A 23,871-nucleotide genomic window follows, 5' to 3' on the forward strand; every position below is an offset into this window, starting at 1 on the left:
TTGACAGCGCCGGGCGCGGTCAGACCTCCAGGACGATCTTGCCGAACAGTTCCCCGGACGCCAGCCGCTCGAAGCCCTCCCGGGCGCGGTCCAGCGGCAGCACCTCGTCGATGACGGGACGGACACCGGTGAGGGCGCAGAAGGAGAGCAGGTCCTCCAGTTCGTCCTTGGTCCCCATCGTCGAGCCGACGATCTTCAGTTCCAGGAAGAAGATCCGGGTGAGTTCCGCGTGCGAGGGCCGGTCGCCGCTGGTCGCCCCCGAGATCACCAGCGTGCCGCCCGGCTTCAGCGACTTGACCGAGTGCGACCAGGTCGCCGCGCCGACCGTCTCGATGACCGCGTCGACCCGCTGCGGCAGCCGGGCGCCGGACTCGACCGCCTCCACCGCGCCCAGCTCCAGCGCCCGCTTGCGCTTGGCCTCGTCACGGCTGGTGGCGAAGACCCGCAGGCCCGCCGCCTTGCCCAGCACGATCGCGGCCGTGGCGACACCGCCGCCGGCGCCCTGCACGAGGACCGAGTCGCCGGGGCGCACGCCGGCGTTGGTGAACAGCATGCGGTACGCGGTCAGCCACGCCGTCGGCAGGCAGGCGGCCTCGGCGAAGGACAGGCCCTTCGGCTTGGGCAGCACGTTCCAGGTGGGCACGGCGACGCGCTCCGCGAAGGTCCCCTGGTACTTCTCGGTCAGGATGGACCGGCCCTCGCGAGGTCCGACGCCGTGGCCGGACTGGCCGATGACGGAGTGCAGGACGACCTCGTTGCCGTCCTCGTCGATCCCGGCCGCGTCACAGCCGAGGATCATCGGCAGCTTGTCCTCGGCGAGGCCGACCCCGCGCAGCGACCACAGGTCGTGGTGGTTCAGGGAGGCGGCCTTGACGTTCACGGTCGACCAGCCGGGGCGCGCCTCGGGGGCGGGCCGCTCCCCCAACTCGAGGCCGTCGAGCGGCTGGTCACGGTCGATACGGGCAGCGTAGGCAGCGAACATGCCGCCGACCTTAGGCCGCCGCCGGGCCGCGACGGAACCACGTACGACTGTGACACGCGCCGCGCCGCCGGGTGCCGCGTCCCCCGCCGGCACGCGCCGCGCCCCCCGCCGCGAGGTGCACGGCGGGGGGCGCGGTCACATGATCGCGGCGGACGCTCAGCTGCGGGCGACGCCCTCCGCCCGCGCGGCGGCGGCGACCGCGGCCGTCACGGCCGGGGCGACCCGCTCGTCGAACGGCGACGGGATCACGTAGGCGGCGGACAGCTCGTCCCCGACGACCCCCGCGAGGGCGTCGGCGGCGGCGATCTTCATGCCCTCGGTGATCCGCGAGGCCCGCACCTGGAGCGCCCCGGCGAAGATGCCCGGGAAGGCCAGGACGTTGTTGATCTGGTTCGGGTAGTCCGAGCGGCCGGTCGCCACCACGGCCGCGTACTTGTGCGCGATGTCCGGGTGGACCTCCGGGTTGGGGTTGGCCATGGCGAACACGAAGGAGTCGGGCGCCATGGAGGCGACCGCCGGCTCCGGCACGGTGCCGCCCGAGACCCCGATGAACACATCGGCGCCTGCCAGCGCGGCCTCCAGCGAGCCGCTCAGCCCCGCCTTGTTGGTCAGCTCGGCGAGCTCCCGCTTGACCGGGGTGAGGTCGTCCCGGTCCCGGCTCACGATGCCCTTGCGGTCCGCGACCGCCACGTCACCGAGCCCCGCCTCCAGCAGGAACTTGGCGATGGCGATCCCCGCCGCACCGGCGCCGGAGATGACGGCGCGCAGCTCACCGAGGGTGCGCCCGGTCAGCTTCGCCGCGTTGCGCAGCGCCGCCAGCGTGACGACGGCGGTGCCGTGCTGGTCGTCGTGGAAGACCGGGATGTCGAGCCGCTCCTGGAGCTTGCGCTCGATCTCGAAGCACCGGGGCGCCGAGATGTCCTCCAGGTTCACGCCGCCGAACGAGGGGGCGAGCCGCACCACGGTCTCGACGATCTCGTCGGCGTCGGTCGTCGCGAGCGCGATCGGCACCGCGTCCACGCCGCCGAACTGCTTGAAGAGAATGGCCTTGCCCTCCATGACGGGGAGGGAGGCCTCGGGACCGATGTCGCCGAGACCGAGCACCGCGGTCCCGTCGGTCACGACGGCGACGACGTTCGACTTCCACGTGTAGTCGTTCACCAGCTCGGGCCGCTCGGCGATCGCGCTGCACACTTTCGCGACGCCGGGCGTGTACGCCAGGGACAGGTCGTCCTTGTCGCGGACCGGCACGGTGGCCTGCACGGCCATCTTGCCGCCGCGGTGCAGCGCAAACGCCGGATCGAAGGGCTCGTCGGCGCCCTCGTGATCCGTACTGCTGTCGCTGCGAGGATTGACGATCTCCGCTGCCACTTGTCTGACCCCTTAAGTCTTAATCATTCGTTGAGGGTGTCCACTCCCGGTTGAGAAGTGGGCGGGCACCGTGTCCGTTCCCCGTCTGTCGACGGAGGAGAGGTACGGACACGCGGGCGCGCCGCACACGCGCCCTGGGCCCCGGATGAGGGGTGTAGCCAACCTTTGTACCCGAAGGCGGCGGGCGTGGGCGAGTGACATTGCTTGCCATGGCCACGACTGCCGGTCCATATGGCGAGATGGGCGGGATATCGCCCGGTTGGCGATGGTTGGCGTCCAGCCCCGTACGCCCCGGGCTGTACCGGGGTGCGGGGGTTCGCCACCATCCCGTTATCCGATTTTGACATCTCAGGCACCCAGAATCGGACGGTCCGAATGGCAAGATGCGCTCATCACACGAGGTCGCGACACCCGAAGGTGTGTGCCCGACCCATCGGCAACTCCCTCATCCGCCGGAGGACCCACCATGTCCGCAAGCTCCATTTGTCGTCAGACCGCAGCGAAGTCCGCGAAGTCCCGGATCGCCGCGGTCGGTGCGGTCGCGGTCGCCGGTGCGCTGCTGCTCTCCGGCTGCGGCGACCAGACGAACGACAAGGCGAGCGACTCGGTCAGCAACGCGCCGCTCGCCGACAAGCTGCCCAAGGACATCCGTGACAAGGGCGTCATCAAGGTCGGCTCCGACATCGCCTACCCGCCGGTCGAGTTCAAGGACAAGTCCGGCGCCACCGTCGGCATCGACCCGGACCTCGGCGAGGCGCTCGGCAAGCAGCTCGGCGTGAAGTTCGAGTTCGAGAACGGCACCTTCGACACCCTCCTCGGCGGTCTGCGCTCCAAGCGGTACCAGGTCGCCATGTCGGCCATGACGGACACCAAGAACCGTCAGGAGGGCATCGACGAGGAGACGGGCAAGAAGGTCGGCAGCGGCGTCGACTTCGTCGACTACTTCACCGCCGGCGTGTCGATCTACACCAAGAAGGGCGACGACCAGGGCATCAAGACCTGGTCCGACCTCTGCGGCAAGAAGATCGTCGTCCAGCGGGGCACCGTCTCGCACGACCTGGCCAAGGCCGAGTCGAAGAAGTGCAAGGGCGGCAAGAAGATCTCCATCGAGCAGTACGACAACGACCAGCAGGCCCAGACCCGGCTGCGCTCCGGCGGCGCGGACGCCGGTTCGTCCGACTTCCCGGTGGCCGCGTACGCGGTGAAGACCTCCGGCGGCGGCAAGGACTTCCAGCTCGTCGGCGAGCAGGTCGAGGCGGCTCCGTACGGCATCGCGGTCTCCAAGAAGAACCCCGAGCTGCGGGACGCCATCAAGGCCGCGCTCGACGCGATCATCAAGAACGGCGACTACGCGAAGATCATCAAGAAGTGGGGCGTCGAGGACGGCGCGGTCACCGAGGCCAAGGTCAACGGCGGCAAGTGAGCGCGCCCCTCTCCCCCCTAGTCGCTGAAAGGCCACCCACGTGAGCTCCGACATCTCCAAGAAGGGCCCCGAGGACGACGTCCCGAAGGCGCGGCAGGCGGAGGCCATCAAGGCCATCCCCGTGCGGCACTTCGGCCGGTACGTCGCCGCGGTCCTCGCGATCGGCGCCCTCGCCGCGATCGTCTACGCCTTCGCGCAAGGCGACATCAACTGGGGTGCGATCCCCGACAACTTCTTCGACGAACGCATCCTCAAGGGCGTCCGCGAGACGCTGATCCTGACGTTCCTGTCGATGCTCATCGGCGTCGTCGGCGGCGTGATCCTGTCCGTGATGCGCCTGTCGAAGAACCCGGTGACCTCCTCGATCGCCTGGTTCTACATCTGGTTCTTCCGGGGTACGCCGGTCCTGGTCCAGCTCTTCGTCTGGTTCAACCTCGGCTTCGTCTTCGACTACGTGAACCTCGGCCCCGTCTACAAGGACGAGTGGTCGGACTTCATGACGCCGTTCCTGACGGCGCTGCTCGGTCTCGGCCTGAACGAGGCGGCGTACATGGCGGAGATCTGCCGCGCCGGCCTGCTCTCGGTCGACGAGGGCCAGACGGAGGCCGCGCACGCGCTCGGCATGAGCCACGGCAAGACGCTGCGCCGCGTGGTCCTGCCGCAGGCGATGCGGGTGGTCGTGCCGCCGACGGGCAACGAGTTCATCAACATGCTGAAGACGACCTCGTTGGTCGCGGCCGTCCAGTACTACGAGCTGCTGAAGTACGCCCAGGACATCGGCACCTCGTCCGGCGCGACCGTGGAGACGCTGCTGCTCGCCGCCTGCTGGTACCTGATCATGACGTCGATCCTCAGCGTCGGTCAGTTCTACCTGGAGCGTTACTACGCCCGCGGCTCGTCCCGCTCCCTGCCGGACACCCCCTTCCAGAAGATCAAGGCCAACATGTTGTCGCTGAGCAACCGCGGCGCCGGAGGTGTCCGCTGATGACCGCCATGGTGAAGGCCGAGGGCGTCCACAAGTCGTTCGGTCACGTAGAGGTCCTGAAGGGCATCGACCTGGAGGTCAAGTCGGGTGAGGTCTTCTGCCTCATCGGCCCCTCCGGCTCCGGGAAGTCGACGTTCCTGCGCTGCATCAACCACCTGGAGAAGATCAACGCCGGTCGGCTGTACGTCGACGGGGACCTGGTCGGCTACCGGCAGAAGGGGGACAAGCTGTACGAGCTGAAGGACAGCGAGGTCGCCCTCAAGCGCCGCGACATCGGCATGGTCTTCCAGCGCTTCAACCTCTTCCCGCACATGACGGCGCTGGAGAACGTCATGGAGGCGCCCGTCCAGGTCAAGGGCATCCCCAAGAGCCAGGCGCGCGAGCGCGCCGGTCAGCTGCTGGAGCGGGTGGGCCTCGCCGACAAGGCGAAGAACTACCCCTCGCAGCTCTCCGGTGGCCAGCAGCAGCGCGTGGCGATCGCCCGCGCGCTGGCGATGGACCCGAAGCTGATGCTCTTCGACGAGCCGACCTCGGCGCTCGACCCGGAGCTGGTCGGCGACGTCCTCGACGTCATGCGCGACCTCGCGGAGTCCGGCATGACGATGGTCGTCGTCACGCACGAGATGGGCTTCGCCCGCGAGGTGGGCGACAGTCTCGTCTTCATGGACGGCGGCGTGGTGGTCGAGTCGGGCAGCCCGCGTGACGTGCTGACGAACCCGCAGCAGGAGCGGACGCAGTCCTTCCTGTCCAAGGTGCTGTAACAAGACGCTCTGGGGAGCGCCTTGCAAGGAGTACGGGAAGGGGCGGTACGGATCAGTGATCCGTACCGCCCCTTCCGCGCTCCGAGGGGGCTACTTGAGCGCCAGGACCACCGCGTCCGAGGGCGAGGCCCACACCGCACGGGCCTCGGCGAACCCCGCCTCGCGGAGCGTACGGGCGTGCCAGTCGACGGAGGGCATGTCCCCGTCCGCGTGCTCGCCGTAGATCTCGAACCGCTTGGCGGTGGGGGCGGCGAGGACCGGGTCCTGCGCGGCGAGCTGCCACCACTCCTTCCAGTCCAGGACGCCCTCGGCCTTGGCGCCGTCCATCCGGCGGTGGCGGTAGGCGCTCTCGGCGGCGTTCAGCCGCGGGGTGGCGGGGTCCGGCATGTGGTCGGCGTTCATGAAGACGCCGCCGTCCCGCACGAGCCCGGCGACCTGGCCGTAGAGCGTGGCGAGGGGGTCGCTGTAGAGCCAGTGCAGGGCGGTGGCGGTGAGGACGGCGTCGTAACTGTCGTGCGGCAGCGCGGCGGCCCAGTCGGGGTCCGTCAGGTCGGCCGTGACGAAGGTGACGCGGTCGTCGTCGGCGAAGGTGCCCTCGGCGATGGTGAGCAGCGCGGGGTCGAGGTCGACGCCGACGCTCGTCGCGTCCGGGAACCTCTTGAGCAGCCGGTCCGTAATACTTCCCGTACCGCACGCCAGATCCAGCACGCGCGGCGCGGGGCCGACGACGGCCTCGACCATGTCGAGCATGATCTGGAACCGCTCCTCACGGTCGGGCAGGTACCACTGCTGCTGCCGGTCCCAGCTGTCCTGCCAGGCCCGCCAGTCGGTGCCGGCCCCGGCCTCGGTCTTGGCCCCGGTCCCCGTTCCCGTCATCAGAACCCCTTCACTCCGTAATACCCTGGTACCGCAATCGGCTATTACGTGCCGACGTGATGACCATAGCCCGCCCCCGTAAGGACTACAAGTGGAACTGGCCTATTACTCGGACTACGCCGTACGCCTGGTCAACAGCGAGGAGCCGGGCCGCGACAAGGACACGCTGACCTCGGTCGAGGCGATCCGGGACCTGTTCGGCCCGAGCACGCAGATGGCGCGCCGCGCGACGGAATCCGACCTCACCCGCTTCCGGTCGGTACGGGGCAGGCTGCGGGCGGTGTTCGAGGCGGCGGACGGCGGCGACGAGACGCTCGCGGTCGACCTGCTGAACTCCCTGCTCCTGGAGTTCCCGGTGAGCCCGCAGATCTCCGGCCACGACCTCCGGGACGACGACGGGCGCCCGCTGTGGCACATGCACCTGGCGGACCACCCCTCGAACGCCACCGCCGGGTACGCCGCGATCGCCGCGATGGGCCTCGCCTTCCACCTCACCGAGCACGGCGTGGACCGCCTCGGCCTGTGCGAGGCGGCGCCCTGCCGCAACGCCTACCTGGACACCTCGACGAACCGCTCCCGGCGCTACTGCTCGGACCGCTGCGCGACCCGCGCCAACGTCGCCGCCTACCGCGCCCGCAAGCGCCTGGAGACGGAGCGCTCGGCGAGCACCGGCCGCACGGCGGACACCGCCCAGCGCAGCAGCGCGGCCGGCGAGCGCCGCCCGGGGGCCGGCGGGCGGTAGCGCAGGCGCACGGCGCCGAGGACGAGGTCCGCAGGGACGACGCCGTAGTCCGTGCTGTCCCCGCCCGCGAACGCGTTGTCGCCGAGCACCCACCAGCCGCCCTCGCGGCGCTCCTTGGCGCGCTTGACGACCAGCAGGTCCTGCTGGAAGGGATGGCGCAGGACCACCACGTCACCCGGACGGACCCGCGCGCCCCACCGCACGAGCAGCCGGTCGCCGTGGTACAGCGTGGGCACCATCGAGGGGCCCGTCACCTCGGCCGCGCCCCACGGCAGGACCGCCCTCCCGCGTTCGCTCTCCTGCGACACCTCCGGCATCACGCCACCTCCCCGGTCCATCCTCCACCAGTCCCACTCCGAGCCTGGACTTTTGTCCTAAGCCCATGGGGGCACTCGCGAAAAGCCGCCTCTCACGGAGTAATGTCCCACCTGAGAAGACGATCACGAGGAAGGACAGCTTCATGCTTTCCCGCCTGTTTGCCCCCAAGGTAAAGGTCAGCGCCCACTGCGACCTGCCCTGCGGCGTGTACGACCCGGCCCAGGCCCGCATCGAGGCGGAGTCCGTCAAGGCCGTCCAGGAAAAGATGGCCGCCAACGACGACGCCCACTTCCAGGCGCGTGCCACGGTCATCAAGGAGCAGCGCGCCGAGCTCGCCAAGCACCACGTGTCGGTGCTCTGGAGCGACTACTTCAAGCCCCCGCACTTCGAGAAGTACCCGGAGCTGCACCAGCTGGTCAACGACACCCTGAAGGCCCTCTCGGCCGCCAAGGCGTCGACGGACCCGGCCACGGGCCAGAAGGCGCTCGACTACATCGCCCAGATCGACAAGATCTTCTGGGAGACGAAGAAGGCCTGACCTTCACAGCTGTCCCGCAAGGGCCCGTCCGGAGCATCGGGCGGGCCCTTGCGGTGTCTTCGGCGTCATCCGCTCCGGCGGGGGCGGGCCAGGCCCAGGTCGTAGGCGAGGATCGTCGCCTGGACGCGGTCGCGCGCGCCCAACTTGCCGAGCAGGGCGTTGACGTGGGACTTCACCGTGCCGGTGGTCACGCCCAGGGTGTCGGCTATCTCCGCGTTGGTGTGGCCCGCCGCCACCAGTGTCAGGACCTCGCGCTCGCGGGGCGTGAGGGAGGCCGGCAGCCGGGGGTCCGGTGCGGGGGCCGTGCCGGCGAAGGCGTCGATCAGGCGGCGCGTGACCGTGGGCGCCAGCATCGCCTCCCCCGAGGCCACGACGCGGATGCCCGCCAGGAGTTCCTCGGGCAGCGCGTCCTTGAGCAGGAAGCCGGACGCCCCGGCGCGCAGGGCGTCATGGACGTACGCGTCCTGATCGAAGGTGGTCAGGACCAGGACGCGGACGCGGGGGCTCCCCTTCCCGGCGGTTCCGGCGGTTCCGGCGGTTCCGGCGGCACCCGTGTGCCCGGGGTTTTCGGCGTCCACGCCAACCGCGCCCGGTCCGACGAGCAGTCGCGTGGCCGTCAGGCCGTCCATGCCCGGCATGCGGATGTCCATCAGGACGACGTCCGGCCGGACCTCGGGTGCCAGCCGCACCGCCTCGGCGCCGTCCCGCGCCTCCGCCACCACGTGCAGGTCCGGCTCCGCGTCGATGATCGCCGCGAATCCGGCACGTACGACGGCCTGGTCGTCGACGACCATCACGCGGATCATTCCGGCGCCGGGCGCCTCGGCGGGGCCGGGCTCCGGCTCGGTGCCCGTGTTCACGGTGCTGATGGGGTTACCTCCTTCGGGGCCCCGGGGGCCGTACGGGATCCCGGTGGCGGACGGTCGGGGCGGTGTGGTTCTCGTACGTCGCCGGGGGCCGCCGCCGCTCTCAGCGTGCCCAGCAGCTCCCGCATCGCCGACAGTCCCGCCCGTGCCTCCTGCGCCACGCCCTCGAGGTCACCGGCCTCCGCCCGCGCGATCACCCCGCCCGTGTGCCGCGCCACTTCACCACGCAGCTCCACCGCGATGCGGCGGCGCTCCTCGTACGCCGCGAGGACCGCCGCACGGACCGTCGCCGCGAGCGCGTGGTCCTCGTGGGCTCTGACGCGTTCGCGGCGGGCGCCGACCACCGCGCCGATGCCCCAGGGCACGGCCAGGAGGAGGAAGAAGGCCACACCGAGCAGCACGGCCAGGAAGGCGATCAGGCCGAAGCCGCCGTCCTTCTCCACGTCCGCGATGCCGTCGGCCGCCGCGAGCGCGAGCGCCGTCAGGGACAGGCCGGCCGCCCCGGCCGCCATGGCGGGCCAGGTCACGCGCGCCGGGCCCGCGAACGCGCCGACCGCGTGCAGGGCCACGCACTCCGCGAGGGCACCCGCCGTCACCAGGCACAGGGCCACCGCCGGCGACAGCAGCCCGAAGGCGAGCCCGAGCGGCGCCGACCAGGCCGTGGCCAACACCGCGACGAGGACCGCCCAGGGCGCCCGGCGCCGCCACAGCAGCGGCAACGCGTGCGCGACGGCGGGTCCGCAGGCCAGGGCGGTGTCCGCGGGACTCTCCGCGAGGACCGCGAAGAGCGGGAGCGCGGCCACGGCGAGGGTCACCGCCCCGTCGGCCGGGTCCACACCGCGCAGAACCCGCTGACGTGAGGAGTGGTGCGGCACGGTGAAGCGGTGCGGCACGGCGAAGTCGTGCGGCAGCCGGGCGCACACGGACCAGCCGGGCGCGTCCGGGCGGGGCCCGGCCGCCAGGGTGCCGCCGAGCGCGGCCGCACGCTCCCGCATGCCCGCGGTGCCCCGGCCGGAGCCGAGCCCCTGCCGCGCGCCCGCCGACGCCCCCGAGTACGCCGAGGCTTCTTCGTCGGGCGCCGGCCCGCCGTCGGTCACCGTCAGTTCGACCGCGCCGTCTCGTTCCAGGACGCGGATCCGTACGCGCACGGCGGCACCGGGGGCGTAGCGCAGCGCGTTGGTGAGGGCTTCGCGGACGATGCCGAAGGCCGCCTCGGCGACCGGGCCCGTCAGGGCCGCGAGGTCCGGTGCCACGTCCACGGCCGGGCGCAGGCCGAGACGCGCGAAACCGGCGGCGAGTTCGCCCACTCGCTCCTCGATGCCGCTCTCCTCGTCCGCCGCCGACGTCCGCATCATCGCCACCAGGCGGTCCAGCGCCGTCAGCGTCTCGCGTCCGCTGTCCGCCGCGAACTCCAAGGCCTGTGGCGTCAGTTCGGGCCTGCGGTCGGCGAGCCGCAGCGCGGTCTCGGCGGTGACGACCACGGAGGTGAGGTGGTGGGCGCCGACGTCGTGGAGTTCGCGGGCGAGGCGTTGGCGTTCGGTGGTCGCGGCGCGGCCCCGCTCGGCCTCCGCGCGCGCGAGTTCCCGCGCTGCGGCCTCGCGCCCCGCGAGCCAGTGGCGGCGGCTGCGGCCGAGGCCCGCGACGGCCAGGAGGACCGCGCAGTTCACCAGGACCTCGCCGCCGATCTCGACCACCGAGTCGAGCTGCACCGCCCCTCGGACGCTCGCGGAGACGGTCAGGGCGGCCCCGGCCGCGACGGCCGTACGCGGCGCACAGCGCACCATCACGGAGTACAGCGCGACCAGCGCGCCCACCTCGTGCAGCAGCGTCGCGTCCTCGGGGAGGAGCGACCCGGCGGCCAGCACCGCCTCCACGGCCAGCGCGGCGGCGACCGGCCGGCGACGGCGCAGGGCCAGCGCCACGGTGATCGCCACGGCGGCGGCCGACGCCCCGACGAGCTGTGCGCCCCCGACGTGACCGCCGTCGCGCAGCACGCGGCCGGGCCAGTAGGCCAACTGCTCGACCGCCAGCAGAACGGGCAGCAGCCAGTTGCGTATCCCCTCCATATTGGCCTCGATGATACGGAGAAGCGGGACTGAGCAGGGGGTTCGCCTTGACGGGGACACGGGTGCGGGTGGCGCATCTACGGGGGGCACGGGTGCGGGGACGTGTCTACGGGCGCTACGAGTGCGGGTGGCGGTGGCGTGTCCACGGGGGGGGCACGGGTGCGGGCTGGTGCCTCAGGGGGGACCGGTGCGTAGTGCCCACCTCACCTCGGGCGGCGCCCGGCCCACCACGGACGGCGCCCGACTCACCACGGGCAACGCCCGGCCCACCTCAGGCAGCGCCCGGCCCACCACGGACGGCGCCCGGCTCTATCCCTGGTTGGAGACCGCGATCGTACGGGCGGACGACGAAAGCGCGCCGTACGGCCGGGATGCTGGGGACATGACCAAGCCGCCCCCGGCCGCCTCCTCACCGGCCTCGCCCTCTCCCCCACCCGCCGCACCCGCCACGCCCCCGCACGCCAACCCGTACGGCCACGGCCTCGGCCACAGCCCCGGCTACGGCTACAACGCCGGTTACGGCTACCCCCCGTACCCCCCGCAAGCGCCACCCCCGCCCCCGCCGCCCCTCCCCTATCACCGCCTCGCCCTGATCACCGGACGGCACCGCTGGTGGCGCCCCCTCGCGGGGACCGCGCTGGTGCTGGCCGGCGCGATGGCCGCACTCATGCTGGTGTTGCTCGGCGCGGAGATCGTGGGCGCGCTGCTGCACCGGCCGGTCGACGCCGACGGGTTCCGCGTCTGGGGCGGCATCGCGGAGACGGGCCTGGCGCTGCTCTCCCTCGCCGTGCTGACACCCGTGGCGTTCCTCGCCGCCCGCTGGGCCCAACGGCGCCCGGCCGCGACGCTGTCGTCGGTCGCCGGGCGGCTGCGGTGGGGCTGGCTCGGGCGGTGCCTGGCGATGGGGCTGCCCCTGGTCGCGGGGGCCTTCGGCGTCATGATGCTGCTGCCCACGCCTTCCGGCGGCGGCACGGACGACGTGGAGTGGGTCGGCCTCCCGAATTTCCTGCTGGGCCTCGCTATGGTCTGCGTCCTGGTGCCGTTCCAGGCGGCGGCCGAGGAGTACGTGTTCCGGGGCTGGCTCACTCAGGCGGTCGGCGCCTGGTTCCGCTCGCCGTGGATGGCGATCCTGCCGCAGGCGCCGCTGTTCGCCGCCGCGCACGGCTGGGGCACGCCGTGGGGCTTCGCGGACTTGGTGGTGTTCGGCCTGGTCGCGGGCGCGCTGACGATACGTACGGGCGGCCTTGAGGCGGCCATCGGCCTGCACGCGCTCAACAACCTGCTCGCGATGGGGGTTTCGGCGGGCATCGTCGGCGCGCTCGCCTCCGACGAGACGGCCGCCGACATGGACTGGATGTCGGTCGCCGTCGATGTCGTGATGCTCTGCGGATACGCGGCACTGGTGCTGAGGGTGGCGGGCCGCCGCGGGATCGAGACGCTGAGCGCGGGAACGCCCGTGGACGGTTCGAGGACCGTCCCACCGGCGGCGGGGGCGACTGCCTGAACGGCCGACCCCGCACACGACCCCGCGTGGGATGCACAGGCCGCCCCCACCGGCCCCCGCCGCCGACCACGAGGAGCAGGCCACCTCACGGTGGCCATGACAGCCGCCCCCCCACCCGACGGCCGGGGCGGCCGCCCCTCACTTCAAGAGGTACTCGCAGAGCGACTTCTTCGCCTTGCCGCCCTTGTTGTCCGCGACCTTCTCGCCGTCGACCTTGATGACACACGGCGCCGCGCTCAGCATCCCGTCGCTGCCCTTCGTCGAACCCGGTACGACGGACACCGTGTGGCCGACCTTGGACTCCGCGCCCCGCAGGGTGACGTTCACCGTCTTCTTCCACGGCAGGTCCACCTGCTCCATGTGGTTGGTGTCGGAGACGTACATGATCTGCGTCGAGCCGGTGCCACCCCCCTCGAAGGTCACCTCGTACGTGGCCTTCTTGCCCTGGCCCCCCTGCCCGAACCGCCACCCGAACCCGAACCCGAGTCCGACCCCGACCCCGAGTCCGAGTCCGTGTCCGATTTCGCCGGTGCCTCGGCCGCGGTCCCGCCTGCCGCACGACGGCGCTTAACCAGTTGCCGTGCTCCGCGGCCGCCTGCTGCACTGGTGGCAGCCGGCGAGAGGCCGGCGCGGTCGAGCCAGTCAAGCAAGTCGAGCAAGGAGAAGAAATGCGCCGTTCGTTCATGTCCCGCCCCGAAGGAACTCACCTCTCCTCGAAGGACATGACGGTACGTGCACTCATCTGCTCCGCGCACACTGAACCTGGGCATCCTGGCCCACATCGACGCCGGTAAGACCAGCCTGACCGAGCGGCTCCTGCACGCCGCCGGTGTCATCGACGAGGTGGGCCGCGTCGACGACGGAAACACTCAGACCGATTCGCTCGCCCTGGAGCGGCAACGCGGCATCACGATCAAGTCCGCGGTCGTCTCCTTCACCGTCGCCGCCCCCGAAGGGGCCACGCCGGACGACGGTGTCACCGTCAACCTCATCGACACCCCCGGGCACCCGGACTTCGTCGCCGAGGTGGAACGGGTCCTGAGCGTGCTCGACGGCGCCGTGCTCGTGGTCTCCGCCGTGGAGGGCGTCCAGGCGCAGACCCGCGTACTGCTGCGCACCCTGCGGCGGCTGCGCGTCCCCACGCTGATCTTCGTGAACAAGACGGACCGCGCCGGGGCCCGGTACGACGGCGTCCTCCGGCACATCGCCGAGCGGCTCACCCCCGACATCGTCCCGATGGGCCCGGTGTCCGGCCTCGGCACGCGCGCGGCCCGCTGCACGCCGTTCACGGCCGAGAACGCCGAGGCCCACGGCTTCACCGCCCGCCTGGCCGAGCTGCTCGCCGGGCACGACGACGCCCTGCTCTCCGCGTACGTCGAGGGCGCGGCGCCCCTCTCGTACGACCGCCTGCGCCGGGAACTGGCACGCCAGACGGGCCGCGCCCTCGTGCACCCCGTCTTCTTCGGCTCGGCCGCCACGGGCACCGGAGTCCGCGAACTGATCGACGGCATCCGCGAGTTGCTGCCCGCGTCCGCCGGGGACGCCGAAGGGCCGCTCTCGGGGCGCGTGTTCAAGGTCGAGCGCGGCATCGCCGGGGAGAAGATCGCGTACGTACGCCTCTTCTCGGGGACCGTCCGCACGCGCGACCGCCTCGACATCCGCGACGGCACGGCGCGCCAGGCCGACACGGCAGGCGCGGCGGAGTCGGCGGACGGGGCGGAGCCCGGTCGCAGGGAGGGCAAGGTCACCGCCGTCACCGTCTTCGACCAGGGCACGGACGTGCGCCGCGCGGAGCTCCGCGCGGGGCAGATCGGCAGGCTCTGGGGACTCGGTGACGTCCGGATCGGCGACGTGATCGGCGTACCGCCCGAGCGAGCCGAGCCGGCGGGTCGCTTCTTCGCGCCGCCCACCCTGGAGACGGTCGTCAGCCCGCTGCGCCCCGCCGACCGGGCCGCCCTGCACCTCGCGCTGACGCAGCTCGCCGAGCAGGACCCGCTGATCGACCTGCGCCAGGACCCCGTGCGCCAGGAGGTGTCGGTCTCGCTCTACGGCGAGGTACAGAAGGAGGTCATCCAGGCGACGCTCGCGGCGGACTTCGGGCTGGACGTCTCCTTCCGCGAGACCACGACGATCTGCGTGGAGCGGGTCGTCGGCACGGGCGCCGCGTTCGAGCTCATCGACAAGGAGCCCAACCCCTTCCTCGCCACCGTCGGACTGCGCATCGAGCCGGCGCCGGTCGGCGCCGGGGTCGCGTTCAGGCTGGGGGTCGAGTTGGGCTCGATGCCGTACGCGTTCTTCCGGGCCGTCGAGGAGACGGTCAGGCAGACCCTGCACCAGGGGCTGCACGGCTGGCGCGTCCCCGACTGCGTGGTCACGATGACGCACGCCGGTTACTGGCCCCGGCAGAGCCACGCGCACGGCACCTTCGACAAGAGCATGTCGAGCACCGCCGGGGACTTCCGGAACCTGACGCCGCTGGTCCTGATGGACGCGCTGCGCGAGGCGGGCACGGTGGTCCACGAGCCGATGCACCGGTTCCGGCTCGACGTGCCCGCCGACACGGTCGGGGCGGTGCTGCCCACCCTCGCCCGGCTGCGGGCCGTGCCGCACACACCGACGGCGAGCGGAGCCTCGTACCGTCTGGAAGGAGACATTCCCGCGCAGCAGGTGCACGCGCTGGAGCAACTGCTGCCCGGACTCACGCGGGGCGAGGGCGAGTGGGAGTCCGCCTTCCACCACTACGAGCCGGTGCGCGGCGCCCCTCCCTCGCGGGAGCGGACGGACCACGACCCGCTCCACCGGAAGGAGTACCTGCTGCGGGTGGTGCGCAGGACGCCCGCCTGAGGAGCCCCCGGGGGTGCCTCCCCGGGGGGCGGTGGGTCAGTCCCCGAGCGGCGGGATCCGCAGGTTCCGCAGCCGCTCGGGGTCCGCGATGATGTCGATCTCCACGATCCTGCCGTCCACGACCGTGAACGACCCGATCGAGAACACCTCGCCGCCCGGAGTGGCGACCAGGCCCGGCAGACCGTTGACGAGCACGAGGTGCTGGTGGACGGCGAGGCGGGCGAACATCGCCGCCTGCCCGGCCACCGTCGCCGCGCCCCGGACGAGCTTCGACAGGCCCGAGGACAGTTCCCCGCTGTCGGCGCGCAGCACGACGTCCGGGTCGAGGAGTGCGAGCAGCGCGTCGAAGTCACCGGCCTTCGTCGCCGCCATCCACGCCTCGACGACCTCGCGCTGCTTGGCGACGTCCGTCTCCTGGGCGGGGGTCGAGCCCTGCACGCGACGGCGGGCCCGGCTGGCCAACTGCCGGGTCGCGGCGGTCGAGCGCTCGACGATGGGCGCGATCTCCTCGAAGGGCACGGCGAACATGTCGTGCAGGACGAACGCGAGCCGTTCGGCCGGCGCGAGCGTGTCCAGCACGATGAGCAGGGCGAGGCCCACGGAGTCGGCGAGCAGCACCTCCTGCTCGGGGTCGACCACGTCGACGCGGCTCACGACCGGGTCCGGCACGTGCGTCTCCAGGGAGACGTCGAGGGAGTCCTCGCGCCGGGACTGCCGGGAGCGCAGCAGGTCCAGGCAGACCCTGCCGACGACGGTCGTCAGCCAGCCGCCGAGGTTCCGCACCTCACCGGCGACGCCGGCCTCGTCACCCGCGCCGACGCCTGCGTGCTCACCCGTGCCTGCGTGCTCGCCGGTGCTGCCCGCTTTTCCGGCTGTCGCCTTGCCAGCGGCCGCCTTCTCGGTGCGGCTGAGCCGGAACCACGCCTCCTGCACGGCGTCCTCGGACTCGCTCAGCGAACCGAGCATGCGGTACGCGACCGCGTTCAGCCGGGGCCGGTGCTCCTCGAAGCGGGCGGCAAGGCTGTCCTCGGCCGCTTGGCCCGCCTGAGCGGTGTGGCCTGCCTGAGCCGCGTGGCCCGCCTGGGCCACCTGAGCCGCCTGAGCCGCCTGAGCCGCCTTGGCTGATGCGTCCTCGATCATCTCTGTCTCATTCTTCCGTCGCGATCCGTCATAGCTGTGACGGAAGTTCCCCACCCCGACGCCACACCCGAGAAGAACAGTAATGAACGTCCGTACGCGGCCACGTGCGGCCCCGACGGCCGTCCGAGGCGCTCAGAGCAGAGGCCCCAACGCCGCGCGCAGATCGCCGGGTTCGCGGAACAGGACGGCTGGCATGCCCAACGCCTGTGCCGTCGCCACGTTCTCCTGACGGTCGTCCACGAAGAGGCAGCGGTCCGCGGCGACCCCGGCGCGCTCGACCGCGGCGCGGTAGATACGGTGGTCCGGCTTGGTCACGCCGAGGTCGGCGCTGCTGATGACGTCGTCGAAGAGGCCGGCCGGACCGGTGAGGCCGAGCAGAGCCAGGTCGTCGGCCAGCCACGGCGTCGCGTTCGTCACCAGGAGCACCGGCAGCCCCGCCGCGCGGACCTTCCGGAGCATCCCCACCACCGCCTCGTCGGCGTGGAACCCGGTGGCGGCCAGCGTCGTCCCGAGCCGGTGCCCGCGCTCCCACGGCACCCGGTCGACGAGACCTCGGGCGATCGAGTCGATCCACTGCTCCCTGGTGATCTCCCCGCGCATCAACGGCAGGTCGGTCGCGGGCGCGAACGCGATCTCGGCGGTGCTGCCCCGCGGCAGCCCGAACGCGTCCTCCAGCCGCTCCAGTTTCCCCATGTCGTAGAAGCGGATCACACCGTCGAGGTCGCTCAACACGGCGTCGAACGCCCGGCCACAGATCGTCACCGCACGAGTCCGTCAGTCAGCCGTCGCTCGTGTCCCACAAGCGCGGGGGCAGGCCTACGTCCAGATGTCCCGGCACGGAGTCCGCCCGCGCCGCACCTCTTACCTCTCTTACCGCTCTTACCGTGACTTCTCACCGAGCACCTCGCGCACAGTGTCCCGCACCCGCTGCTGGTCCCTGCGTACGGCCGCGTACCGGGACTTGTTGCGGCGCAGATCCGCGCGCTGCACCTCGTTGCTGACGGCCCACCACACGCCGGCGGTGTTCAGCTCCCGCTTGCAGGTGACATCGGCGACGGCGGTCCCCAACTCGCGGCTCGTCCGGCCCGTGTTCCCGTCGTCGCGGCCCCTGCGCCACTCCTTGTCACGAAAGGCGGCCATCGGAGTCTCGTACGTCCTGAAGCCCTTGCCCGCGACGCAGCGCGACCAGTCCCGGAAGGCCCGGCGCACCCGCTCGTCCTCGGCGACAACCTTGTCGAGTTTCTCCTGGCGCCCGGCCACGTACGTCCACATGCGGTCCACGTCCGCCACGCCCCTGACGAGCCGCCGTGCGCCCTCGGCGGAACAGCCGCCCCCGGGGACCTCGCGGCCGTTGACCACGCGCTTGCCCGCCGTGCCGTGCAGTACGCCGCCCTCACGTTCCGTCGGCGCACGTCCCGTCGGCAGGATCCTCTTCAGCTCGGCCTCGGTGCGTTCCGGGTCGAAGCCATAGCCCCAGCGGCGCGCCTGGCGCAGGTCGAGCATCCCGTACGAGGGCATCGCGACCATCGTCATGGTGGCGGAGTAGGACTCGGCCATCAGGGGCCCCAGGCCGGGTTCGAGCGGAAAGTCGTCAAACCCGAACGAGCGCATGCACCGCCGCACCTCATACGACTGGGCCCGCGCGATACGCCCCCTGTCCCGCGCGCTGAACTCCCTCTTCTCCAAAGGAAGCTGGCGGTAATCCCGCTCGGTCTTCACCCGGGGCACGCCGGGCTCCAGAGCGTACGCGGGCACGGAGCCACCGGAGCCCGTACCCAGGCCGGCACCACTCCCATACCCCACCAACACCAGCACCACCGCCGCCGCCGCTGTCGCCACCAGGGCGACCGCCCCGGACCCCCACCGCACCGTCATCGCTCCCCTTCCCCGTGACCACCGCTAGGACCTGTCTGACGATTCTTGTCGAATCAGCGAGCGCCCGTTGAGTAGGCGGTCCGGAGGCACGCCGACCAGCTCGCACCTTTTGCCGGGCAGAACCTATGGGCGGCGGGCCAGCAGGTGTGCGTCGAGAAAGCCCCGTTCGGAGGCCGGGTCGTGGAGCAGCCGAGCGAAAGGAACGAGCCCGGCATCGGTCAGCAGTTCGGCGAGGTGGTCCGCCGGCCAGCTGTAGGCAGGTGCGACCTTGTGGTCGAACTGGACCGGCTCCGGTCCGTCGGTCCCGAAGAAGGAGACCAGGAGCACGCCACCCGGCGCCAGGACGCGGACCTGCTCGGTGAGCAGCTCCGGCAGTTCGTCCGGTGGGGTGTGGATCATTGAGTAGTGGGCCAGTACGCCGCCGAGCACGCCGTCCTCGATCGGCAAGGACTCCATCCGCGCCTCCTGGAAGCGCAGCGCCGGGTTGGCCCGTCGAGCGTGGTCGACCATGCCGTGGGACAGGTCGAGTCCGAAGGCGTCCAGGCCCAATTCGTGCAGCATGGCCGTCAGATGTCCGGGCCCGCATCCAACGTCCGCTGCCCGCAGGTTGCCCGTCGCGCGCACCAGTTCGGCGAAAGTGCTGATCATGGCCCGGGCGAACGGCTGCGTCTCCAGCCGGCCTGCGAACAGCGATGCGTACAGCTCAACGACTCCGTCGTAGGCCGCCCTGGTCTCGTCCTGATGATTCGCCACAGGGAGGACCTTATAGCCGGTCCGATAAGCAATCTTGTGGCAGCTCGAGGCGAGGTGACAGACGCGGCGTGGGAGCGGATAGAGCCCCTGCTGCCGCAGGCGGACGGACGTGGCCGTCCATGGCGTGATCACCGGCAGGTGGTCAATGGTGTGTTGTGGCGGCTGCGGACTGGGGCTCCTTGGCGCGACCTGCCCCAGCGGTACGGGCCGTGGCAGACCGTTTACGAGCGGTTCGCCCGCTGGGAGGTGGACGGCACCTGGGCAAGACTGTTGGAGCACGTCCAGGTCCGCGACGACGCGATGGACCGGGTGGAATGGACAGTCGCCGTCGATTCCACGATCAACCGGGCCCATCAGCACGCCGCCGGCGCACGCAAAAGGGGGCAGCAGGCCGGGACAATCAGGAAGATCCGGGCCGCTCACAGGCACGCCAGGCCCTTGGTCGCTCCCGAGGCGGGCTGACCACCAAGGTCCACCTCGCCGTCGACGGCCGGGGCCTGCCATTGTCGATCGTGCTCACGCCCGGCAATGTCAACGACGCCACCGCGTTCACCCAGGTCCTTGACGAGATCTGCGTCCCACGCATCGTCACGGGCCGCCCGCGCACGACGCCGACGCGGGTGCTGGGCGACAAGGCCTATTCCAGCCGGGCGATCCGCCACCTGCTGCGGTGTCGGGGCATCACTGCCACGATTCCCGAACGCCGCGACCAGATCGCAAACCGCCGTCGACGCGGCAACCTCGGCGGCCGCCCACCCGTCTTCGATAAAGAGGTCTACCGCGACCGCAACGTGGTCGCGCGATGCTTCTCCCGTCTCAAGCAGTTCCGTGCGATCGCCACCAGGTTCGACAAGCTCGCCACTCGCTACCGCGCCGGAGTCATCCTGGTCGCGCTGATTCTCTGGCTTCGTGAATCGACCAGGTGATCATTTGTCAGACACGCCCTAGCTGCTGAGCCGCCCTCCGGCCGCCCGGAACCCCCTGCCGCCGCGACCCGCCCGTCGTCAACGCACCCGACATCACCTGCCCGAGCCCCGGCTGCCCGAGCCGGACGGAACTCCTCGAAGCACGAACCCCCGAACGCCCTGCGCCGCCACACAACCGTACCGACCGGCTCATGGCGGGCCCCGACCGCAGAACCGGGCCCCTGCCCGTACCTACGGGTCATTACCGCTCGGTCCCGCGAAGCAGCCCCACAGCGCCCGGAACCTCCCCGTAGCCGCATGCCGTCCCGCCCGCTTCCTCACGACGTCAGCCCGCCGCCCCTGGCTCCCGCCACATGGGCCACATCCGCGGCCCGTCCGGCAGATCGAGCGGCGCCCCGGTGAAGGCGAACCCCAACCGTTCGTACAGGTCGCGGCTCCGCGCGTTGCTCGCCTCCAGATAGGCGTGCAGGCCCTCCCGATCACACCGTTCGAGAACGGCGGTGATCAGCGCCGTGCCGAGCCCCTCCCCCTGTCGCCCCGGCCGCACGGCGATCATGTGCAGGTACTCATGCGCCCGGTCGGTGGGATGCGCCGCGTCCGTCATCCGCCCGATCAACTCGACCCGCTCGTTCTCCGGATCGACCGCCTGCCGCAACAACGCGGGCCCGTCCATCTCGCCCGGCACGGCCCCCTCCGCGACGCCCTCCGCCTCCGCCCCCTGTGAAGCGGTCGCCGGGACGGACCACCACAGTGCCGCCGCGTCACCGTCCTCGGTGACCTCTATGCACCCCTCTTGGAGCGCGAGGTCGAAGAAGGCGCCCATCAACGCGCCGTGCCTGCGCCGCCGATGCTCCTCGCCGGGGAAAACCCATCTGCTCACCGGGTCCCACGTGAACGCCTCGTCGAGCAACCGCACCACGTCGGCCCGGTCCCCCTCCCCCGCTCTACGGATCGCCACGCCCACAGCCAGCCCCGCCCCTCACCACTCGTCCGCATCCGACGACGCGCCGCCCACCCGCGCACGCCTCAACTGCGCGTGTCGGCTCGCCGGTTGCAGCCTAGGTGATCGCCTCCTGGCCCACAGCAGTCCCTCCGCACCCCGCCCGCCCCTACGCGGCGCGCAGCGCCCTCGCCCCCCTCCCCCTCATCCAGAACGCCCCCTCAACCACCTCCCATTCGTCGCAACCCAACCCAGCCCTCCCCCTCCAGACCCCGCACCTCAGGCCCGTCCCATGCACCCCCGCCCCGCCCGCCCCAGGCGCCTCAATGCGTACGCCGCGTCACGAACTCGGCGAGTGCCAGCAACCCGCCCGCCGCCTCGGGGTCCGGCACCGCCCTCGCGAGCTGGCCTATCGCCCTCGACATCCGGTCGGCCGCGTGCACCGTGGCCCAGTCGCGTCCACCCGCGCGCTCCACCGCGCGGGCCGCCCGCTCCAGTTCGCCCCCGCTCTCGGCGAGCGGGCCGCTGTAGAGCCCGGCAAGCTCCACCGCGGCCGGCGTACCGGAGGCGAGCGCGGCGACCACCGGCAGGGATTTCTTGCGGGCCACGAGATCGGCGCCGGCGGGCTTGCCCGTGTGGCCGGGGTCGCCCCAGATGCCGATGACGTCGTCGATGAGCTGGAAGGCAAGCCCGGCCTCCCTGCCGAAGCCGTCGAGCGCGTCGACCACCTCCGGCCCGGCGCCCGCGTACAGCGCCCCGAGCGCGCACGCACATCCCAACAGCGCCCCGGTCTTGGCCTCGGCCGTGGCAAGGCACTCCGCGAGCGAGACCTCGTCGGGCCCGCGCCGCTCCATCGCGCAATCCGCGTGCTGCCCGGCACACAGCTCCACGACACAACGGGCGAGGCGGGCGGCCGCCGCCGGGGCCCCCGGGTGGGGGTCCTCGGCGAGCAGCCGCTGTGCCAGGGCCTGCAGGGCGTCCCCGACGAGGATCGCGTCGGCGTCACCGAAGACGGTCCACGCGGTGGGCCGGTGCCTGCGCGTCGTGTCGCGGTCCATCACGTCGTCGTGCAGGAGCGTGAAGTTGTGGATCAGCTCCACGGCCGCCGCGGCCCGGACGGCCCCGGCGGGGTCCCCGCCGAGCGCCCGCACCGCGGCGAGCACGAGCGCCGGCCGGACGGCCTTGCCCGCGTTCCCCTCGGCCGGCGTGCCGTCCGCGTGCTCCCAGCCGAAGTGGTAGCGCGCGACGCGGCGCAGGGACCGGGGCAGCGAATCGACCGCCCCGCGCAGCTCCGGATCGACGTACGCGCGCGCTGCCGCGAGGATCTCCGCGGCCTCCTGCCCGTCGCCGGACCCTGGTGGCCCCGCCGCCCGCACCTGGCCCGCCGTGTCCGTTGTCATGTCCGTCATGGACTCACCCCGGAAAGGAAGGGGACGGTGGCGGTTCCTCGGCCCGTGGGCGCGTACGCAGGGGGTGTACCCGGCGCGGTCGCCACGGACACGGTCGGGGGTCAACTCCAGCGGCCGATCTCTACGTTCTCCAGGACACCGAGCGCGTCGGGCACGAGCACGGCGGCGGAGTAGTAGGTCGAGACCAGGTAGGAGATGATCGCCTGCTCGCTGATGCCCATGAACCGCACGGACAGGCTCGGCTCGATCTCGTCGGGGATGCCGCTCTGCCGCAGGCCGACGACGCCCTGCTCCTCCTCGCCCGTACGCATACAGATGATGGACGTCGTGCGGGCCTCGGTCACCGGGATCTTGTTGCACGGGAAGATCGGCACCCCGCGCCAGGTGGGGATCCTGTTGCCGGCCATGTCGATGGTCTCGGGGACCAGGCCCCGCTTGTTCAGCTCGCGGCCGAACGCGGAGATCGCGCGCGGGTGGGCGAGGAAGAGCTTGGATCCGCGCCTGCGGCTGAGCAGTTCGTCCAGATCGTCCGGGCCGGGCACACCGTCGTGCGGTTGGATCCGCTGGTCGTACTCGCAGTTGTTCAGGAGTCCGAACTCGCGGTTGTTGATCAGCTCGTGTTCCTGGCGCTCCTTGAGCGCCTCGACGGTGAGCCGCAACTGCTGCTCGGTCTGGTTCATGGGCTGGTTGTAGAGGTCGGCCACGCGCGTGTGGATGCGCAGGACGGTCTGGGCGACGCTCAACTCGTACTCACGCGGTGACGTCTCGTAGTCCACGAAGGTGCCCGGCAGCACCGCCTCGCCGACGTGCCCGGCCGAGAGGTCGATGGCCGCCTCGCCGTGCCTGTTGGTGCGCTGGGCGGGGATGGACCGCAGCCGCTGGAGGTGGTCACGCAGTGCTTCGCTGCGCTCGGCGACCTGCTCGAGATCCTGCCTCGGCAGGGTGAGCACGGTGCACGGCGTCACCGCGCGCGCCGTGTACTCCCAGATGGCCTCCGAGTCGAGGAGGGTCGACTCTCCGAAATACGAGCCGTCGGCCAGTGTCCCCAGCACGGCGTCGTTCCCGTACGGGCCCGAGCCGACCTTCTCCACCCGCCCGTGCGCGAGCAGGAAGACCTCGTCCGCCTGGCTCCCGAAGGAGGTCAGCATCTCGCCCGCGGCGAACTCCCGCTGCCGGCAGCGCCGCGCCAGCTCGCCCAGCACCTCCTGGTCGTCGAAGTCCCGGAGCACCGGCAGCTCGCGCAGCTCCGCCGGAATGACCTCCACCTGGTCGCCCGTCTTCACAAAGGTCACGCGGCCGTCACCGACCGAGTAGCTCAGCCTTCGGTTCACCCGGTACGTGCCGCCCTGCACCTGCACCCACGGCAGCATCCGCAGCAACCAGCGCGAGCTGATCTCCTGCATCTGCGGCACCGACTTGGTGGTGGTGGCCAGATTCCGCGCGGCCGATGTGCCGAGGCTCTTCTGCGGCTGCTCCGACTGCTCGCGGATCTCTTCGCCTACCGACATTGGTGTGCCCTCCCGAGTACCTGCGGTGATATGCGCCCACCAGC

At 71.6% G+C, this 23,871-nt stretch carries 21 protein-coding genes and 1 pseudogene; 8 read left to right on the forward strand and 14 right to left on the reverse strand.

The genetic code is table 11. From position 1 onward, the window contains the following. Window positions 1–19 precede the first annotated feature (19 nt). Complete coding sequence (locus tag ACZ516_RS22800; RefSeq protein ID WP_358587788.1) at window positions 20–982, reverse strand: zinc-binding dehydrogenase; 963 nt, start codon at window positions 980–982, stop codon at window positions 20–22. Between the two features lie 156 nt (window positions 983–1,138). Continuing rightward, window positions 1,139–2,353, reverse strand: coding sequence for an NAD(P)-dependent malic enzyme (locus ACZ516_RS22805; protein WP_358698292.1), 1,215 nt, complete (start codon window positions 2,351–2,353; stop codon window positions 1,139–1,141). A 466-nt stretch (window positions 2,354–2,819) separates the two neighbouring features. Between ACZ516_RS22805 and ACZ516_RS22810 the strand changes: the two genes are divergently transcribed. From ACZ516_RS22810 to ACZ516_RS22820, 3 genes are read left to right on the forward strand one after another with little or no spacing between them, the layout of a single operon-like run. After that, window positions 2,820–3,776 (forward strand): ABC transporter substrate-binding protein, encoded by a 957-nt coding sequence (locus tag ACZ516_RS22810; protein ID WP_358587793.1) that lies wholly within the window; start codon window positions 2,820–2,822, stop codon window positions 3,774–3,776. A gap of 40 nt (window positions 3,777–3,816) precedes the next feature. Further along, a complete protein-coding gene (locus ACZ516_RS22815; RefSeq protein ID WP_358587795.1) occupies window positions 3,817–4,761 on the forward strand; it encodes an amino acid ABC transporter permease in 945 nt (314 codons plus the stop codon). Beyond that, window positions 4,761–5,522, forward strand: a complete 762-nt coding sequence (locus ACZ516_RS22820; protein ID WP_358587797.1) for an amino acid ABC transporter ATP-binding protein — start codon at window positions 4,761–4,763, stop codon at window positions 5,520–5,522. The genes ACZ516_RS22815 and ACZ516_RS22820 overlap by 1 nt, the downstream gene beginning before the upstream one ends. Before the next feature lie 90 nt (window positions 5,523–5,612). On the opposite strand, the gene ACZ516_RS22825 is transcribed toward ACZ516_RS22820, so the two are convergent. Continuing rightward, a complete protein-coding gene (locus ACZ516_RS22825) occupies window positions 5,613–6,398 on the reverse strand; it encodes a class I SAM-dependent methyltransferase (RefSeq protein ID WP_469011523.1) in 786 nt (261 codons plus the stop codon). A 91-nt stretch (window positions 6,399–6,489) separates the two neighbouring features. Here ACZ516_RS22825 and ACZ516_RS22830 point away from each other — a divergent pair, with 91 nt between their 5' ends. Next, on the forward strand, window positions 6,490–7,140 hold the full coding sequence (locus ACZ516_RS22830) for a CGNR zinc finger domain-containing protein (protein WP_361079474.1): 651 nt from the start codon (window positions 6,490–6,492) through the stop codon (window positions 7,138–7,140). Here the strand turns inward: ACZ516_RS22830 and sodX are convergent. Next, window positions 7,023–7,457, reverse strand: a complete 435-nt coding sequence (sodX, locus tag ACZ516_RS22835) for a nickel-type superoxide dismutase maturation protease (protein ID WP_358911634.1) — start codon at window positions 7,455–7,457, stop codon at window positions 7,023–7,025. The two genes, ACZ516_RS22830 and sodX, sit on opposite strands and share 118 nt — an antisense overlap. Before the next feature lie 143 nt (window positions 7,458–7,600). Here sodX and sodN point away from each other — a divergent pair, with 143 nt between their 5' ends. Continuing rightward, window positions 7,601–7,996: a superoxide dismutase, Ni gene (gene sodN / locus ACZ516_RS22840; RefSeq protein ID WP_230902718.1), complete on the forward strand. Its 396-nt coding sequence runs from the start codon at window positions 7,601–7,603 to the stop codon at window positions 7,994–7,996. A gap of 65 nt (window positions 7,997–8,061) precedes the next feature. On the opposite strand, the gene ACZ516_RS22845 is transcribed toward sodN, so the two are convergent. Continuing rightward, on the reverse strand, window positions 8,062–8,802 hold the full coding sequence (locus ACZ516_RS22845; protein WP_469011609.1) for a response regulator: 741 nt from the start codon (window positions 8,800–8,802) through the stop codon (window positions 8,062–8,064). 50 nt (window positions 8,803–8,852) lie between these two features. After that, window positions 8,853–10,928 (reverse strand): sensor histidine kinase, encoded by a 2,076-nt coding sequence (locus ACZ516_RS22850; protein WP_469011524.1) that lies wholly within the window; start codon window positions 10,926–10,928, stop codon window positions 8,853–8,855. Between the two features lie 187 nt (window positions 10,929–11,115). Here ACZ516_RS22850 and ACZ516_RS22855 point away from each other — a divergent pair, with 187 nt between their 5' ends. Further along, window positions 11,116–12,432, forward strand: coding sequence for a lysostaphin resistance A-like protein (locus ACZ516_RS22855; protein ID WP_469011525.1), 1,317 nt, complete (start codon window positions 11,116–11,118; stop codon window positions 12,430–12,432). Window positions 12,433–12,570: 138 nt separating this feature from the next. On the opposite strand, the gene ACZ516_RS22860 is transcribed toward ACZ516_RS22855, so the two are convergent. Next, complete coding sequence (locus ACZ516_RS22860) at window positions 12,571–12,855, reverse strand: hypothetical protein (protein ID WP_469011526.1); 285 nt, start codon at window positions 12,853–12,855, stop codon at window positions 12,571–12,573. A gap of 309 nt (window positions 12,856–13,164) precedes the next feature. On the opposite strand from ACZ516_RS22860, the gene ACZ516_RS22865 reads away from it, so the two are divergent. Continuing rightward, the gene (locus ACZ516_RS22865) at window positions 13,165–15,276 is read left to right on the forward strand and encodes a GTP-binding protein (RefSeq protein WP_469011527.1); all 2,112 of its coding nucleotides are present in this window, start codon (window positions 13,165–13,167) and stop codon (window positions 15,274–15,276) included. A gap of 36 nt (window positions 15,277–15,312) precedes the next feature. Here ACZ516_RS22865 and ACZ516_RS22870 read toward each other — a convergent pair whose 3' ends face one another. From ACZ516_RS22870 to ACZ516_RS22885, 4 genes are all read right to left on the reverse strand, one after another. Beyond that, window positions 15,313–16,416 carry a sigma factor gene (locus ACZ516_RS22870; protein ID WP_469011528.1) on the reverse strand — a complete coding sequence of 368 codons (1,104 nt, stop codon included), beginning with the start codon at window positions 16,414–16,416 and terminating at the stop codon, window positions 15,313–15,315. Between the two features lie 132 nt (window positions 16,417–16,548). Next, window positions 16,549–17,178, reverse strand: coding sequence for an HAD-IA family hydrolase (locus ACZ516_RS22875; RefSeq protein ID WP_469011529.1), 630 nt, complete (start codon window positions 17,176–17,178; stop codon window positions 16,549–16,551). A gap of 117 nt (window positions 17,179–17,295) precedes the next feature. Beyond that, window positions 17,296–18,291: a hypothetical protein gene (locus tag ACZ516_RS22880; protein WP_469011530.1), complete on the reverse strand. Its 996-nt coding sequence runs from the start codon at window positions 18,289–18,291 to the stop codon at window positions 17,296–17,298. A 123-nt stretch (window positions 18,292–18,414) separates the two neighbouring features. Next, entirely contained in the window at window positions 18,415–19,044 is a 630-nt protein-coding gene (locus ACZ516_RS22885; protein ID WP_361079490.1) for a class I SAM-dependent methyltransferase, read from the reverse strand. Here ACZ516_RS22885 and ACZ516_RS22890 point away from each other — a divergent pair. Next, window positions 19,033–19,992: pseudogene (locus tag ACZ516_RS22890) on the forward strand (IS5 family transposase). The gene ACZ516_RS22885 and the pseudogene ACZ516_RS22890 overlap by 12 nt on opposite strands. A gap of 303 nt (window positions 19,993–20,295) precedes the next feature. Here ACZ516_RS22890 and ACZ516_RS22895 read toward each other — a convergent pair. The 3 genes from ACZ516_RS22895 to ACZ516_RS22905 all read right to left on the reverse strand — a co-directional run bounded on the left by ACZ516_RS22895 (window position 20,296) and on the right by ACZ516_RS22905 (window position 23,827). Further along, window positions 20,296–20,934 (reverse strand): GNAT family N-acetyltransferase, encoded by a 639-nt coding sequence (locus ACZ516_RS22895; RefSeq protein ID WP_469011531.1) that lies wholly within the window; start codon window positions 20,932–20,934, stop codon window positions 20,296–20,298. A gap of 299 nt (window positions 20,935–21,233) precedes the next feature. Continuing rightward, entirely contained in the window at window positions 21,234–22,310 is a 1,077-nt protein-coding gene (locus ACZ516_RS22900; RefSeq protein ID WP_361079725.1) for a family 2 encapsulin nanocompartment cargo protein polyprenyl transferase, read from the reverse strand. 110 nt (window positions 22,311–22,420) lie between these two features. Beyond that, window positions 22,421–23,827 (reverse strand): family 2B encapsulin nanocompartment shell protein, encoded by a 1,407-nt coding sequence (locus tag ACZ516_RS22905; RefSeq protein WP_361079496.1) that lies wholly within the window; start codon window positions 23,825–23,827, stop codon window positions 22,421–22,423. Window positions 23,828–23,871 lie beyond the last annotated feature (44 nt).

The organism is Streptomyces sp. NPDC034037 (assembly GCF_055575715.1).